Source organism: Pedobacter changchengzhani (assembly GCF_004354365.1).
Lineage (GTDB): Bacteria > Bacteroidota > Bacteroidia > Sphingobacteriales > Sphingobacteriaceae > Pedobacter > Pedobacter changchengzhani.
Genome location: NZ_SJCY01000016.1, coordinates 14,868 through 31,098, shown reverse-complemented (window position 1 = coordinate 31,098; position 16,231 = coordinate 14,868). Strand labels below are relative to the sequence as shown.

At 36.7% G+C, this 16,231-nt stretch carries 12 protein-coding genes; 10 read left to right on the top strand and 2 right to left on the bottom strand.

The annotated features are described in order from the left end of the window. Positions 1-363 precede the first annotated feature (363 nt). The 6 genes from EZJ43_RS16240 (at position 364) to EZJ43_RS16215 (ending at position 10,287) form a co-directional block, all read left to right on the top strand. Entirely contained in the window at positions 364-1,047 is a 684-nt protein-coding gene (locus EZJ43_RS16240) for a type 1 glutamine amidotransferase domain-containing protein (RefSeq protein ID WP_133263777.1), read from the top strand. A gap of 649 nt (positions 1,048-1,696) precedes the next feature. Further along, entirely contained in the window at positions 1,697-2,245 is a 549-nt protein-coding gene (locus tag EZJ43_RS16235; RefSeq protein WP_133263776.1) for an REP-associated tyrosine transposase, read from the top strand. A gap of 508 nt (positions 2,246-2,753) precedes the next feature. Next, on the top strand, positions 2,754-7,187 hold the full coding sequence (dnaE, locus tag EZJ43_RS16230; RefSeq protein WP_133263775.1) for a DNA polymerase III subunit alpha: 4,434 nt from the start codon (positions 2,754-2,756) through the stop codon (positions 7,185-7,187). Between the two features lie 149 nt (positions 7,188-7,336). Continuing rightward, on the top strand, positions 7,337-7,657 hold the full coding sequence (trxA, locus tag EZJ43_RS16225) for a thioredoxin (protein WP_133263774.1): 321 nt from the start codon (positions 7,337-7,339) through the stop codon (positions 7,655-7,657). A gap of 145 nt (positions 7,658-7,802) precedes the next feature. After that, positions 7,803-9,020 carry a PQQ-dependent sugar dehydrogenase gene (locus EZJ43_RS16220; protein WP_133263773.1) on the top strand — a complete coding sequence of 406 codons (1,218 nt, stop codon included), beginning with the start codon at positions 7,803-7,805 and terminating at the stop codon, positions 9,018-9,020. A gap of 136 nt (positions 9,021-9,156) precedes the next feature. Then, complete coding sequence (locus EZJ43_RS16215; protein ID WP_243718118.1) at positions 9,157-10,287, top strand: PQQ-dependent sugar dehydrogenase; 1,131 nt, start codon at positions 9,157-9,159, stop codon at positions 10,285-10,287. A gap of 164 nt (positions 10,288-10,451) precedes the next feature. Here EZJ43_RS16215 and EZJ43_RS16210 read toward each other — a convergent pair whose 3' ends face one another. After that, positions 10,452-11,387: a DUF3078 domain-containing protein gene (locus EZJ43_RS16210; RefSeq protein ID WP_133263771.1), complete on the bottom strand. Its 936-nt coding sequence runs from the start codon at positions 11,385-11,387 to the stop codon at positions 10,452-10,454. A 60-nt stretch (positions 11,388-11,447) separates the two neighbouring features. Here EZJ43_RS16210 and EZJ43_RS16205 point away from each other — a divergent pair, with 60 nt between their 5' ends. The 4 genes from EZJ43_RS16205 (at position 11,448) to EZJ43_RS16190 (ending at position 15,235) form a co-directional block, all read left to right on the top strand. Then, positions 11,448-12,365 carry a DUF58 domain-containing protein gene (locus EZJ43_RS16205; RefSeq protein ID WP_133263770.1) on the top strand — a complete coding sequence of 306 codons (918 nt, stop codon included), beginning with the start codon at positions 11,448-11,450 and terminating at the stop codon, positions 12,363-12,365. Positions 12,366-12,498: 133 nt separating this feature from the next. Beyond that, the gene (locus EZJ43_RS16200) at positions 12,499-14,235 is read left to right on the top strand and encodes a thiamine pyrophosphate-dependent enzyme (protein ID WP_133263769.1); all 1,737 of its coding nucleotides are present in this window, start codon (positions 12,499-12,501) and stop codon (positions 14,233-14,235) included. Between the two features lie 18 nt (positions 14,236-14,253). Continuing rightward, on the top strand, positions 14,254-14,709 hold the full coding sequence (locus tag EZJ43_RS16195) for a redoxin domain-containing protein (protein WP_133263768.1): 456 nt from the start codon (positions 14,254-14,256) through the stop codon (positions 14,707-14,709). A gap of 7 nt (positions 14,710-14,716) precedes the next feature. Further along, complete coding sequence (locus EZJ43_RS16190; protein ID WP_133263767.1) at positions 14,717-15,235, top strand: DsbA family protein; 519 nt, start codon at positions 14,717-14,719, stop codon at positions 15,233-15,235. Position 15,236: 1 nt separating this feature from the next. On the opposite strand, the gene EZJ43_RS16185 is transcribed toward EZJ43_RS16190, so the two are convergent. Then, positions 15,237-16,145: a chitinase gene (locus tag EZJ43_RS16185; protein WP_165953196.1), complete on the bottom strand. Its 909-nt coding sequence runs from the start codon at positions 16,143-16,145 to the stop codon at positions 15,237-15,239. Positions 16,146-16,231: the final 86 nt, after the last annotated feature.

The window sequence follows — 16,231 nt, the reverse complement described above, 5'->3', positions numbered from 1 at the left end:
AACAATTCTGAAATTCGTTATTTATATGTTTTTGTTAGGAGAAAATACGCGTTTGTTTTTTTGTAAAGATTGGCTTTTTCTTCTCTAAATATTTTTTCTTCGTGTAAAAACTTTATTGCAATGATTGAGTTATACAATTGATTTTACAGTGAATGTTGAAATCACTTTTAATTCGCCTGTTGTTTTTCAATAATTCTGTCGTTGGTATTTTAATGATGCAAAGACTGATGGAAGATACAATTTTTCAGCCTTTATAAGGTCAAATCCTTCTTTTTTGATTGGTATAAGGTTTGTCATTTTTAACAAACGACCGTTTTTAGGCACAATAAATGAATAGCGTAATCACATATAAATAAGATAAAAATGAAAGTACTAATAGTTTTAACTTCCCACAGCGAGTTGGGAAATACAGGAGAAAAAACAGGATTTTGGATTGAAGAATTTGTAGCACCATATTACGTAATGGCAGATGCGGGCGTAGAATTAACAATCGCTTCGCCAAAAGGAGGTCAACCACCAATTGATCCAAAAAGTGAAGATCCGAGTGCACAAACAGCATCAACAAAGCGTTTTGATCAGGATGAAGATTTGAAAAATAAATTGGCACATACTGTAAAATTGGCTGATGTAAACGAAAAAGATTTCGATGCTGTGTTTTATCCAGGAGGCCACGGTCCACTTTGGGATTTAGCAAATGATGAAAAATCAATCTCATTAATTGAAGATTTTAATAAAGCCGAAAAATTTATTGCATTTGTTTGTCACGCTCCAGGTGTTTTAATTAAAGTTAAAGCTCAAAATGGCGATCCTTTGGTAAAAGGTAAAAATGTAACAGGTTTTTCAAATTCAGAGGAAGAAGCAGTGCAACTGACTAAAGTTGTACCTTTTCTTTTAGAAGATGAATTTAAAAAACTAGGTGGTAATTATAGTAAAGGACCAGATTGGGGTTCTTACGTAAAAATGGATGGTAACCTAATTACCGGACAAAATCCTGGCTCATCAGAGGAAGCTGCAAAGGTTCTTTTAAAAGCGCTAGAAGGTAAGTAAGAAATAACGTTTGTTTAACTCCTCTCCTTAGTTTAAGGAGAGGAGTTTTTTTATGATCGTTAAATCGTATTTTATAAGTGAGTCTGTAGATGACTGCATTATATAAATCTATTCTGTGAGTCGTCATCTCGACTGGGCCAAGTCTTTACTCGGTTGTTCTAGCGCAAGCGTCCCGCTTGTGATTTAGTTATGTAAAATATGCGATGTATCCACTTTGTTGATTGTAGTCGACTTTAAAGTCACAAGCGAGACGCTTGCGGCAGATTCTTGGAGTTGCTGCTTCCCAACTGGCGCAAGTCTTTACTCGGTTGTTCTAGCGCAAGCGTCCCGCTTGTGATATTCAAGAAAAATTAGGTGCCTCATCTGGCGTAAGGCTCTATTCGTTCATTCTAACGCAAGCATCCTGCTTGTGATATAATTATGTAAAATGTGCGATGTATTCACTTTGTTGATTGTCTTCGGTTTAAAGTCACAAGCGAGACGCTTGCGCCAGATTCTTGGAGTTGCGGCTTCCCAACTGGCGCAAGTCTTTACTCGGTTGTTCTAGCGCAAGCGTCCCGCTTGTGATATCCAAGAAAAATTAGCTGCATAAAAATGATTTTTTTTGTTTTTTCGGTCCGAATTCCTGTACAAGTCATATATTTATACATTGAGTGTCAAGTACAAAATCCGCGATCAGAGCAAGTTATATTTCATCAGCTTTGCTGTAGTTTACTGGTTGGATGTTTTTATTAGAAATGAATATAAAGACATATTAGTTGATAACTTAAAATATTGCCAAGAGAAAAAGGGTTTGGAAATTTATGCTTGGTGTATTATGACAAGTCATGTTCATTTAATTATTGGAACGAATGGCGAAAACATGGAAGATATTCTCAGAGATTTTAAAAGTTTTACCTCAAAATGTTTAAAAAAAGCAATTACCGAAAACCCTGTAGAAAGTAGAAAAGAGTGGTTATTGTGGATGATGCAAAGGGCAGGCAATAAAAATAGCAATAATGACAGTTTCCAGTTTTGGCAGCAGGACAATCATCCTATTGAATTATGGGATAATTATATGATGGAGCAGAAACTTGATTATACGCACAATAACCCGGTAGTTGCTGGAATTGTGGATGAACCTATGCATTATCTTTATAGTAGTGCAAGAGATTATGCTGGTGTTAAAGGACTGATTGATGTTAAATTGATCGAATAGGATTTTGGTATGTTAGTCGCAAGCGGGACGCTTGCGCCAGATTCTCGGTGCCAAACTTGGCTCCATCGTTTAAAATCGTTCATTCTAGCGCAAGCGTCCTGCTTGTGATTTAGTTATTTACTTAGTTGCCTCATCTGGCACAAGGCTGTATTCGTTCATTCTAGCGCAAGCGTCCCGCTTGTGATATAGTTATATAAATATGCTATGTATTCACTTTTTTGATTTTCTTCGATTTAATGTCACAAGCGGGACGCTTGCGCCAGATTCTCGGTGCCAAACTTGGCTTCATCGTTTAAAATCGTTCATTCTAGCACAAGCGTCTCGCTTGTGATTTAGTTATTTCCTTAGTTACTTTTAGTTTAAAGTCACAAGCGGGACGCTTGCGCCAGATTTTTGGAGCTGGACTGAATCTTGCTCTTTGTTGATAAAATCTTGACAACTCCCACCGTCAAATTTCCTATTTTTGAAGAACCGTAATTTTTCTCTGCGGTTAACTCTTTAAAGCAATATGTATTTAATTTTTGATACCGAAACCACGGGTTTGCCTCGTAATTACAACGCACCAATTACCGATACCGATAACTGGCCTCGTTGTATCCAAATTGCTTGGCAATTGCATGATGAGATGGGGGTTTTGATCGAGCATCAAGATTATTTGGTTAAGCCAGAGGGATTTAACATACCTTATGATGCCGAACGCATCCATGGAATTTCTACGGAACTTGCAATTGAACAGGGCATAAGCTTAGCCGAAGTTTTAGAGAAATTTAATCTGGTACTATCAAAAGCCAAGTTTATTGTCGGGCAAAATTTAGGTTTCGATGTAAACATTATGGGCAGTGAGTTTCATCGCTTAGGTATAGAAAATGGAATGTTGGCCAAGCCAGTTTTAGATACCTGTACAGAAGTTACGGCGCAACTTTTACAATTACCGGGCGGTAGAGGCGGGAAGTTTAAGTTGCCAACGCTTACCGAACTCCATTCATATTTATTCGGAACACCATTTAACGAAGCACACAATGCAACCGCCGATGTAGAAGCCACAACCCGCTGTTTTTTAGCGTTAATCCAAAAAGAAGTTTTTAAAAAGGAAGAATTACTGGTTGACGTTGAATATTTTCCGCGATTTCGAGAAAGTAACCCATCTACCATACCTAGTTTTGGTATTAAACATGTAAACTTAAAATCAGCTTCCGAAGAAATTAGAAAACGCCTACAAAAAACTGAAGGCGGTGGTATTTCTAAGGAAGAGCTTGAAGGAAATAAGCAGGAACTTGGTGCTGCAAATTTTGTGCACTTACACAACCATACGCAATTTTCAGTTTTACAAAGTACCATTAGCATTCCTGATTTAATTAAGGCAACGGCAGCTAATAAAATGTCTGCGGTAGCCATGACAGATCATGCCAATATGATGGGCGCTTTTCATTTTGTGAGTCAGGTTTTAAACCACAATAAAGCTGCCGAAGCTAAAAATGCTGCCGCTATTGAAGCTGGTGAACGCCCAACTGAAATGGTGATTACGCCAATTGTTGGTGTAGAATTTTTTGTGTGTAATAACCATCTAGATCGAACTACAAAAGACAATGGTTACCAAATGGTGCTATTGGCGAAGAATAAAACGGGGTATCATAATTTGGCAAAAATGTCATCTATAGCCTATACAAAAGGCTTTTATTATGTTCCACGGATAGATAGACAGGTTATTGAGCAATACAAAGAGGATATTATTGTGCTTTCTGGAAATTTATCGGGCGAGGTTGCCAATAAGATTTTAAACTTAGGCGAAACGCAAGCGGAAGATGCATTGCTTTGGTGGAAAAGCCAATTTGGCGATGATTTTTATATCGAGGTGATGCGTCATAATCAAGAAGACGAAGACCGTGTAAATACTTCTTTAATCGCGTTGGCCAAAAAGCACGAGGTTAAAATCGTTGCCACCAACAATACTTATTATATAGATAAAAAGAATGCGAATGCGCACGATATTTTACTTTGCGTAAAAGATGGCGAAAAGCAGGCTACACCAATCGGTCGCGGACGCGGTTACCGTTACGGTTTGCCCAATCAAGAATATTATTTTAAAACGCCTGAGGAAATGAAAGCACTTTTTGCCGATTTGCCCGAAGCAATTTTTAACATCCAAGAAATTGTAGATAAAATTTCAATCTATAAATTGGCCCGCGAAGTTTTACTGCCAAAGTTCGATATTCCCGAAGAATTTTTGGTTACAGAAGATGAAGCTGATGCTGGAAAGCGTGGGGAAAATAAGTTTTTAAGGCATTTAACTTACGAGGGTGCAAAAAAACGCTATAAAGAATTAACACCCGAAATTACCGATCGGTTAGATTTTGAGTTGGCTACAATTGAGAAGACCGGATATCCGGGGTATTTCTTAATTGTACAGGATTTTATTGCCGAAGCTAGACGAAGAGATGTTTCCGTTGGTCCCGGTCGTGGTTCGGCTGCGGGTTCGGTGGTTGCCTATTGCTTGTGGATCACGAACATAGATCCTTTAAAATACGATCTCCTTTTTGAGCGTTTCTTAAATCCAGATCGTGTTTCCATGCCCGATATTGATATAGATTTCGATGATGAAGGTCGTGGCCGTGTAATGGAATACGTAATCAATAAATACGGCTCGAGTCAGGTGGCGCAAATCATCACTTATGGTACAATGGCGGCGAAATCTTCCATTCGCGATACGGCAAGGGTGTTGGATTTACCTCTGTTCGAAGCGGATAAAATTGCGAAGCTGATTCCAAATATGAAGCTGGCTAAGATCTTTAATCTCGATGAAAAAGCTTTAAAAGAAGCGCTCCGCCCTGATGAATATGAACGTGTGCAGGAGCTTAAAGCGATGGGACTTCTAAAAGATTTAAGTGCCGAAACCATCCAACAGGCACAAGTTTTAGAAGGCTCGCTACGAAATACGGGTATCCACGCATGTGGTGTAATTATTACGCCAAGTGATATTACCAACTTTGTTCCGGTGGCTACCGCGAAAGATTCTGATTTATATGTAACTCAATTTGATAACTCAGTTGTAGAAAGTGCTGGCTTATTAAAAATGGACTTTCTAGGCTTAAAAACCCTAACCTTAATTAAGGATACCGTTAAATTGGTTAAAAAGAGACACGATATTCTTTTAGATCCCGATGAATTTCCGATTGATGACGTATTGACTTATGAGCTTTTCCAACGTGGCGAAACCATTGGTATTTTTCAGTATGAAAGCCCGGGCATGCAGAAATACATGAAGGAATTGAAGCCGACTGTTTTCGACGATTTAATTGCCATGAATGCTTTATATCGCCCAGGACCAATGGAATATATTCCAAGTTTTGTTAAGCGTAAAAATGGCGAAGAAGAAATAAAATACGATTTAGATGCTTGCGAAGAGTATTTAAAAGAAACCTACGGAATTACTGTTTATCAAGAACAGGTAATGCTTTTATCGCAAAAATTGGCTGGTTTTACCAAAGGTGAGGCCGATGTTTTGCGTAAAGCGATGGGTAAGAAACAAAAAGAGGTTTTGGATAAAATGAAACCTAAATTTGTTAAGCAAGCAGCAGAAAAAGGACATGATCCCGTAACGTTAGAGAAAATTTGGAAGGATTGGGAAGCTTTCGCATCTTATGCTTTCAACAAATCGCACTCTACGTGTTATGCGTGGATTGCCTATCAAACTGCTTATTTAAAGGCACATTATCCTGCAGAATATATGGCTGCGGTGCTATCCAATAACATGAGCGATATTAAGCAGGTGGCTTTTTTTATGGAAGAATGCAGGCAAATGGGCGTTGTGGTTTTAGGACCTGACGTAAATGAATCTGATCTGAAATTCTCAGTAAATGCCAACGGCGAAGTTCGTTTTGGTATGTCGGCGGTTAAAGGCGTGGGCGAAAAAGCTGTAGAAAGTATAATAGAAGAGCGTTTAGAAAATGGTCCATATTCATCTGTTTATGATTTCGCAAAGCGATCGAATACAAGAGTCGTAAATAAAAAGGCTTACGAAAGTTTTGTATATAGTGGCGCTTTTGATGCTTTTGGAGGTCATCGAGCCCAGTTTTTCTACATTGGGCCAAACGATAAAATGAATGGCATTGAGAAAATTATTAAATATGCCAATGATTTTCAGAACAATGAAAGTACTTCTCAAGCTTCGTTATTTGGTGGCTCTAAAGCGGATTTAATTTTAGAACCAACATTACCAATTTCGCCAGAATGGGCATTACTTGATCGATTAAAATATGAAAAAGATGCGATTGGTATTTTTCTTTCTGGCCACCCGTTAGATAATTATAAGCTAGAACTTGATAAATTTTGCACACATGGTGTTCGCCAACTGAGCATTATTAATAAGGTACGCATGGGCGATAGCAACGAAGAAGTACTTGCAGAATTTGAAAAATTGAAAAATCGCGAACTTTGTGTTGGTGGTTTAGTAGTTACCGCATCGCAACGCATCACTAAAACAGGTAAGCCATTTGGTACTTTTGTGTTCGAAGATTATGAGGATGCGAGTGAAATGGCGCTATTTGGAGAAGATTTTCTAAAATTCAAATCGTTTTTAACTGAAGGCTATTTCTTACAGATTAGGGGAAGAGTTGGCGAACGTTTTGGTAAAGCTGGAGATTGGGAATTTAAAATTACTGCAATTAATTTAATGTCAGAATTGCGGGATAAGTTAGCAAAAAGCCTTACCATCCAAGTTCCGATAGATAGGATAAATGAGGATTTGATGCGCCAAATTGAAGAAATATTAACAGAGAACAAAACAGATACCGATCAACAAAACTGTCAGTTAAATTTTACTATTTTTGATCAGGAAAAAAATGTACACGTAGATATGCCTTCAAAAAATGTAAAAATTAATCCTAATAATAGGTTTTTAGAACAATTAGAAAGTTTACATGTTGTTAGTTATAAACTTAATTAAGGTATAGGGTATAGGGTAGAAGGTAGAAGGCTTAAGTTGCCAAACCTTATTCCTTAAGCCTTTTACCTCAAATTAATGTCAAATTGACATTAATTTTTGTGTGGCATTACAATTGAATACATATATTTGAAACATAAAAAAATTAGATTATGGCATTAGAAATCACAGATGCAAACTTTGAAGAGCTTGTATTAAAATCAGATAAACCAGTATTAGTAGATTTTTGGGCAGAATGGTGTGGACCATGTAGAATGGTTGGGCCTGTTGTAGAAGAACTTGCGAAAGAATATGAAGGCAAAGCAGTTGTTGGCAAAGTAAATGTTGATAACAATCCTCAAATCTCTATGCAGTTCGGTATCCGTAATATTCCAGCTTTATTGTATTTTAAAAATGGTGAAGTTGTTGATAAACAAGTTGGTGCAGTACCAAAATCAGTTTTAGCTGAAAAATTAAATAAGCAATTGGCTTAGATAAGGTAGCGGGTTTAAAGGCTAAAGGTTTATTTTAAATTCAAGTCGTTATCCTCTGAAAACATAACAGAAACCCGATTCTATTTTATAGACTCGGGTTTTTTACATTATAATTTTTTATTGCATTCTATTTAAACCTAAAAATATGGTTAATGAACTATTTTACAAAAAGATGTTGTTGGTTTCTGCAGCATGTATCTTTTTTAGTTGTACAAACTCAACAACTGTTTCCGCTCAAAATCCTGTAGAAACAAATGCGCCATCGGCCGATTTTAAACCAGCATTTGAAGGTCAAACTCGAATAGCTGGTGTTAAAACTAAAACCCAACTAGATATTTCTGTAATAAATGAAAAATTAGAAAATCCGTGGGGTTTATCCGTTCTTCCCGATGGACGTTTTTTAATTTCTCAAAAACAGGGTACAATGGTTATCCTAAATGCCGACGGAAAGGAGAGTAAACATATTACGGGTTTTCCTAAAGTTGATCCATCAGGACAAGGCGGGTTATTAGATGTAACCATCGATCCAAATTTTGCTAAAAATAGAATGGTTTACTTCGCATATTCAGAACATCAAGATAAAGGTGTTTTATTGGCTATTGCGAAGGGGAAATTATCTGCTGATGAAACTACAATTGAAAATGTAGCGATTATTTATCGCGCCACACCCGATTATAAAGGTAAATTGCAGTATGGATCGAGAATTGTTTTTGATAAAAACGGCAATTTATTTGTAAGTACAGGCGAACGTTCTGGTGCCGATATTAGAATGCAGGCGCAATATTTAAATTCTTCTTTAGGTAAAATCCTTCACCTTACTACAGAAGGAAAACCAGTACCAAACGGGCCATTTGCAGATACAGCAGATGCACGACCAGAAATTTACGCTTTAGGCTTACGAAATCCTGATGGTTTGGCAATTAATCCTCAAACAGGCGATTTATGGGAGGCAGAATTTGGACCAAAAGGTGGCGATGAAATCAATATTATTAAGCCTGGAAAAAATTATGGTTGGCCGATAATTACTTATGGAACCGAATACAGTGGTAAAAAAGTTGGCGATGGTATTGCACAGAAAGAAGGTATGGAGCAACCAATTTATTATTGGAATCCAAGTATTTCGCCAGGTTGCATTGCTTTCTATAATAGCAATAGCATTGGAGAATGGAAAGGGAATCTATTTGTTGGTGCTTTAGGTGGCTCACACATTATTCGCTTGGTAATTAAAAATGATAAAATTGTTGGCGAAGAAAGATTGTTAGAAGGGAAAGGTGAGCGTTTTAGAGATATGGCGATAGGAAAAGACGGTGCAATTTATTCCGTTACCGATGGCGGAAAATTATATAGGATCGGGAAGAAATAGGTAGATTGAAAATTTATTTAATAAAGGGCATTTAAGCATTGGACAGATAGGAATGATTGGAAAAATATTTTATAAAACTTTGTTACTCTATTTCTTAAGCATTTTGTTTGGTTGTGAAAATTCCAAAACTGTAAAAGTGCCGAATCTTGCTGCTATTCAACCTCCGTCCATAGTTTATAAACCTGCATTTCAAGGGCAAACTCAAGCTAAGCCTGTGATAACTAAAACACCATTGGTTATTTCTATACTAAGCGATAAGTTGGAAAGACCATGGGGATTATCATTGCTTCCAGATGGACGATTTTTGATTTCGCAAAAAGGTGGCACTATGGTAATACTTAGCAAGGATGGTATAATTGGTAAAAAAATAAGCCATATCTCAAAAGTTGGACCGTCAGGTAAGGGTGAGATATTAGATGTGACGATCGATCCTGATTTTGAAAACAATAAAATGATTTATTGGGCTTATACAGAGTTTCAGGATACACGCTCTTTATTAGCGATTGCTAAAGGGAAATTATCAACAGATGAGAATAAAATTGAAAATATAACCGTAATTTACCGGGCGACAAACGCTTATTCAGGTTACCTACAATACGGTTCGAGATTTATTTTTGATAAAAACGGTAATTTATTCGTGACAATGGGTGACCATTCGGGTTTTGATACTAGGATGCAGGCTCAATACTTAAATTCCTCTTTAGGAAAGATTCTGCACATCACAAAGTTTGGTGAAGCCGTGGCCAACGGCCCGTTTGTAAATCAAATAAATGCAAGGCCAGAAATTTATGCCGTAGGCATACGCAATGCTTATGGTTTGGCGATTAATCCTCAAACAGGTGATTTATGGGAAGCAGAATTCGGTCCAAAAGGTGGCGATGAAATCAATATTATTAAGCCCGGAAAAAATTACGGTTGGCCGGTAATTACTTATGGCACAGAATACAATGGCGAAAAGGTTGGTGACGGCATTGCACAGAAAGACGGTATGGAGCAACCAATTTATTATTGGAATCCAAGTATTTCTCCGGGTTGCATTGCCTTTTATAACAGTAGCGTGATTGAAGAATGGAAAGGGAATCTATTTGTAGGTGCGCTTAGCGGATCGCAAGTAATTAGATTGATCATCAAAAATGATAAAATTGTTGGCGAAGAAAAGTTATTGGCGGATAAAGGCGAGCGTTTTAGAGATATGGCGATAGGAAAAGATGGTGCAATTTATACCGTTACCGATGGCGGAAAATTATATAGGATCGGGAAGAAGTAAATTTGCCGGGAAGTCAGTAAAAACCGAAAGACAGTAAAGTCCGTAACAGGAATTTAAGAAGATAAAGAACAAAAAAAAAAGTCGGAGTTGCAAAATGCAACATCCGATTTTTCTATTTAATGCATTTGACTTTCGGCCTTCTTACTATCCGATTGCCGGACGAATTAATATTTTCCGAACTTGTAAGTTAAACCAACACCTAAAGTTTCTTTAAGCTGTAATTTTCCAATTTGGTTGTTATCGTAAAATAAATCAGCAGTAATCTGCGTAGAAATAAATTTATTAACTTTCATATCTAAAATACCAGAATAAGCCATTACCAAATTTTGAGGATCTTTTAAATAATTACTAAAAACACCAAACCGGTTATCCAGCAAAATATTTTCCATCAATTTAACTTTATATCTACCGCCAACATACGCACCTAACTGGTACACAAAGTGTTTTCCGGGACTCACGCCAAATGCATCGGTTAAAATACCATCGTTATTCGGATCGAAAACTGCATTATCTTGTACAAATGTAAATCTCGATGTTAAAGGGTGAATACTAATCTGAAAATTATCATTTGGAATATAATCTACCCCAAACCCTAACGTAACGTAACCCGGCGATAAAAAGTTAGATAAATAACCTTGTGTAGGGTTGCTATAATCGTAACCTTTGCTAAACTGAGTTTTCAAATTTAAAGCAGCGGCCATAAACCAGTTACTTTGTTTAATTTGATAACCATATTTCGAGGTTAAATCAATCACATCTTCAACCTTTGTAGTGCTACTTTGTTGCTCCGAGCGTAATCCATAACCCATTAAGGCACGGTTTTCCCAGAGATTTTTTCCGCGTTTTAAGTTAAATTCATAATCGGCACGAGCCGTTAATGCAACAGAATTGATACCGCCGGCAACCCAGTTAGAAAACGCTGCTTGGTTTAGTAAAAGCGTGTTTGTTCCTCTAACTGTCCAACCTTCGGCTTTTTTAGCGGTGTCTAACTTGCCTAAAATTTTTGAGCTTTCGGTGTTTACCTTCCCGTCTGTAACGGTCTGGCTAAAACTATAAAAACTAATCAGGGATGACAGTGTTAATAGTGTAAATTTTTTCATGCTATTTTTAATTATTGCGGCAAAAGTAATACAATAAAAATTCTTTTCTAAATTTACAACATGCAAGAAGAAAGTTTTGAGTACGAAACAGGATATGGAAATTTAGAATTACTTGCTAAACAAGTTGTTGAAGGGTTTATCACAGGCTTGCATAAAAGTCCGTTTCACGGCTTTTCAGTTGAGTTTGCCGAGCATAGACAATACAATATTGGCGACAATGTTAAAAATATAGATTGGAAACTTTTTGCCAAAACGGATAAGTTTTACACCAAACGTTTTGAAGAAGAAACTAACCTACGTTGCCAATTTGCAATTGATGTTTCCTCATCAATGTATTTTCCCGAACCCAAAAATAATAAACTTTCATTTTCCATCCAAGCTGTTGCTTCGCTCATTTACCTGTTAAAAAAACAGCGGGATGCTTTTGGGTTGAGTTTATTTACGGATGAAATTATGATGAGTTCGCCAGCAAAATCTACCACTGCGCATCAAAAATACCTTTTTAATAAATTAGAAGAAGTTTTACGAAAACCGCAAACCAATGCAAAAACAAATTTAAGCAGCGCCCTCCATCAAATTGCAGATCGAATTCATAAACGCTCTTTGGTAATTGTTTTTAGCGATTTGTTTAGTAATATAAACGGCGGAGAAATAACCACCGAACTATTTGATGCCCTACAGCATTTAAAATTTAATAAGCACGAAGTGGTGGTTTTTAATGTTTTAGATAAAGCTAAAGAAGTAGATTTTGATTTTGAAAACAGGCCTTATCAATTTATAGATATGGAAACAGGAGCGGAAATTAAAGTTCATGCCAATCAGGTTAAAGCAAATTATGTAGATGCTGTTTCATCCTATCGGAAAGAAATTGCGCTAAAATGTGCGCAGTATAAAATAGATTTAATTGATGCCGATATTAAGGAAGGCTTTTATTCAGTTTTGCAATCGTATTTAATTAAGCGACAAAAATTGGGATAACACCTTAAAGCCTACTAAATAATATTTTTAATAATTCGACTATGTGTTGAAACAATTTCTCCCATTTTATGGTATAAACAATAATAATATTTGAGGTATTGCTTAAGTATTTTTTAAATTTATAATTACCTCCATGGGAAAAAATGTTGCAGAACAACTTGTTGAAATGCTTGTTGAGGCTGGTGTAAAAAGAGTTTATTCGGTTACAGGCGATAGTTTAAACTATTTTAATGATGCCGTTCGTCGTAACGGAAAGATAAAATGGATTCACGTTAGAAATGAAGAAGTAGGTGCTTTTGCTGCCGCTGCTGAGGCCGAACTTGATGGAATTGCCTGTTGTGCAGGAAGCTCTGGCCCGGGTCATGTTCATTTATTAAATGGTTTATATGATGCGCACCGCTCTCATGTACCGGTAATTGCAATCGCTTCAACAATTGATACCAATCAGTTTGGGATGGATTATTTTCAGGAAACAAATACTACTAAGTTGTTTGATGATTGTAGTTTATACAATCAAATCGCCACAACGGCCGAGCAGGTTCCGAGAATGTTCCAGTCTGCTATTCAACATGCCATTACAAAAAAAGGTGTCGCTGTTTTTGGTCTTCCTGGCGATGTTGCTAAAATGGATGCCGTCGAAGCGGAATCATCGATGCAGTTTTTTAAATGCAAACCTGTTATTACACCTGTTGCCAGCGAATTAAATTTACTGGCGTCAGTTTTGAACGAGGATAAAAAAGTAACTATTTTTTGTGGAATTGGCGCTGTAAACGCACATAGTGAGGTTATCGCACTTGCCGAAAAACTTAAAGCACCAATAGGATATTCTTTTCGTGCTAAAATGGGCATGCAATTTAATAACCCTTACGAAATTGGAATGACAGGTTTACTTGGTCAACCTTCTGCCTACCACAGTATGCACGAGGCAGATATCGTTTTGCTTTTGGGAACAGATTTTCCGTATCAAAAATTTATGCCCGATAAAAACATCATTATTCAAATAGATGAAAGTGCGGAAAGATTGGGACGAAGAGCAAATTTACACATGGGATTATGTGGGGATATTAAAGATTCTTTAACCGCACTTATGCCACTAATTAACGATAAAAGTGAGGATGCTTTTTTAAAAACTCAGCTAGAATTTTATGATAAAGTTAAAGCACACCAACAAAATTACGTAGTGGATACCGGAGAAGAAAATAAGATTCAACCCGAATTTGTAACGGATACAATTGACAGATTGAGCAACGACGATGCTATTTTTACTGTTGATACCGGAATGTGTTGCGTTTGGGGTGCGAGGTTTATACACGGAACAGGCAAGCGGAAAATGCTTGGTTCCTTTAACCATGGATCGATGGCAAATGCGATGCCGATGGCGATTGGCGCCTCACTTGCACACCCAGATAAGCAAGTTATTGCGCTTTGTGGCGATGGTGGAATTTCTATGTTATTAGGAGATTTGGCCACAATTAAGCAGTACAATCTTCCTATTAAAATAATCGTTTTTAACAATAGGGCTTTAGGGATGGTAAAATTAGAAATGGAAGTTGATGGTTTGCCAGATAATGAAACGGATATGGTAAATCCAGATTTTGCATTGATAGCTGAAGCAATGGGTTTTAAAGGAATAACGGTGTCAAAACCAGAAGAAGTTGAAAGTGCTATTTTAAATGCTTTGAATTATGAAGGGCCAATTCTATTAAATATTTTAACAAATCCTAATGCTTTAGCCATGCCACCAAAAGTAGAATGGGAACAAATAAAAGGCATGACTGTATCCATGACTAAGCTTATGCTAGGCGGGAAAATGGGCGAAGTTTTGGATACCATTAAATCTAATTATAAACACTTAGGCGAAGTTTTATAACTTAAAATTATTAACACTATGTTAAAAAAAGGCAGTATTGCACCAGATTTTGAATTAAAGGCTACGCCAGATCAAAATATAAAACTTAAAGATTTTTTAGGTAAAAACGTTATTTTAGCTTTTTACCCTGCAGATTGGAGTCCTGTTTGTAGTGACCAAATGGCGCTTTACAACGAAATGCTTAAATACTTTACCAAACATAATGCGCAAATTTTTGGTGTTTCGGTAGATAGTTCGTGGTGTCATTTGGCATTTCAACAAGATAGAAAATTACACTTTCCGTTATTGGCCGATTTTGAACCTAAAGGTGAAATATCAAAAGCGTACGGCGTTTACGATGAGGAAGCGGGCGAGAGTAAAAGAGCACTGTTCGTAATTGATAAGGAAGGAAAAATTGCATGGAGTTATTTGTCTCCAAAAGGGATAAATCCTGGTGCAGATGGTATTTTAGATGCATTAGAAGAACTTAAATAAAAATAATATGAGTACATTAAAACCAATAGTATCAAAAATTGATCATATACAAGGCAGTGATAATGCTTCGATTGAAATTGTAGAATACGGCGATTATGAATGTCCGGCTTGTGGCGATGCATACCCCATTCTTAAAGAAATAGAAGAAACTTTCGGCCATCAGATTAAATTCGTTTTTCGCAATTTTCCACTCCAAAAAGCTCACCAGTTTGCATTTGAAGCTGCGGTTTGTGCAGAAGCAGCGGGCTTACAAAATAAGTTTTGGGAAATGCACGATGCGCTTTATGAAAATCAGTACCGCATTGCGGAAGGAATATTTGAAGAACTTGCAGAAAGTATTGATTTGGATTTAGAAAAATTTAAGTTAGATATGGATTCTAGTGCGGTAAAAGATAAAATTGAAAAAGATTTTGAAAGCGGTGTTAGAAGTGGTGTAAACGGTACGCCCTCATTTTATGTAAATCAGGCAAAATTCGACGGTGGCGTGGCCGATCTTTATCAAATGCTTAAAGAAAGTAGCGAATAAATTAGTTGGCATACGGTTGCATCGCACCACAAGAACAAGCGCAATTTGCGTCCGAAATATTAAACTTATTTAAGAAATATTGATAAAACCCGATTCTATCTTGCATGGCTTTTTGGTTTTCGCTTTTGTTACATTCGGCGTAACCGTTTACAATATTAATTGTCATGCCGAAACCCGGCTTAAAACCTTTACTTTGCTCTTCTTGGGTTGGTTGCCAGTTTCCAACCATTACATCGTGTGCAGACGGTTTGGCTGATTGTGGAGTCATCCAAAAATAAATTGCAGTTTCGAAAGCTAAAATAGCATTGTTGCTTACTAAATCAGGATTGTTTAACAAAACTCTTTCGTCGCCAAAAATACAGTCAGATGCAAAGCCGTAGTTGCCATTGTAACTTAGTTGAATTGGACCTCTTCCGTAATATTTTTTTCCATCTGCTGCTGGATAGATTACGTTTGGCGATATATATGCTGATGTTGGTGCTAATTCATCAATCAACATTAATCCATCATTAAATTTTTTGTCAATCCCGTTTCGGGTTTCATGGGCAACATGGGCAAATACTGCAGCTAATTCTTTTCGATTGGTTTTTAAATCTTTAGCATTGCAAAAATCTGCATAATCTACGTCAATATATTTATATGGTTTCTCTTTTGCCCAAATGGTTTCCCAATCTTGGTCTTGCCTTACCACAATTGGGTTGTTATTTCTTTTATCGGTACGTGTGATCTTGTAAATCCAATCGCCGCGCATTTCAATTTTTATTTTTAGGTTAGCCATCGCATTTACTGCGTTGATAAATGCGCTATAAGTATAAAATTTGTCGCGTAAGGGAAACAATTCGTTAAACGCCTTCTCCGAAATAATATTTTTTTTAGCAACTTCTTTTTTATCTGCTTTAAATGATAACATGAGTATTAAAAGTAAGCAGATTGAAAATTTATGTTTTAAAGAGATAACCATCTTTACTCTATTTTTAGGCAACAATGTAATTAAAA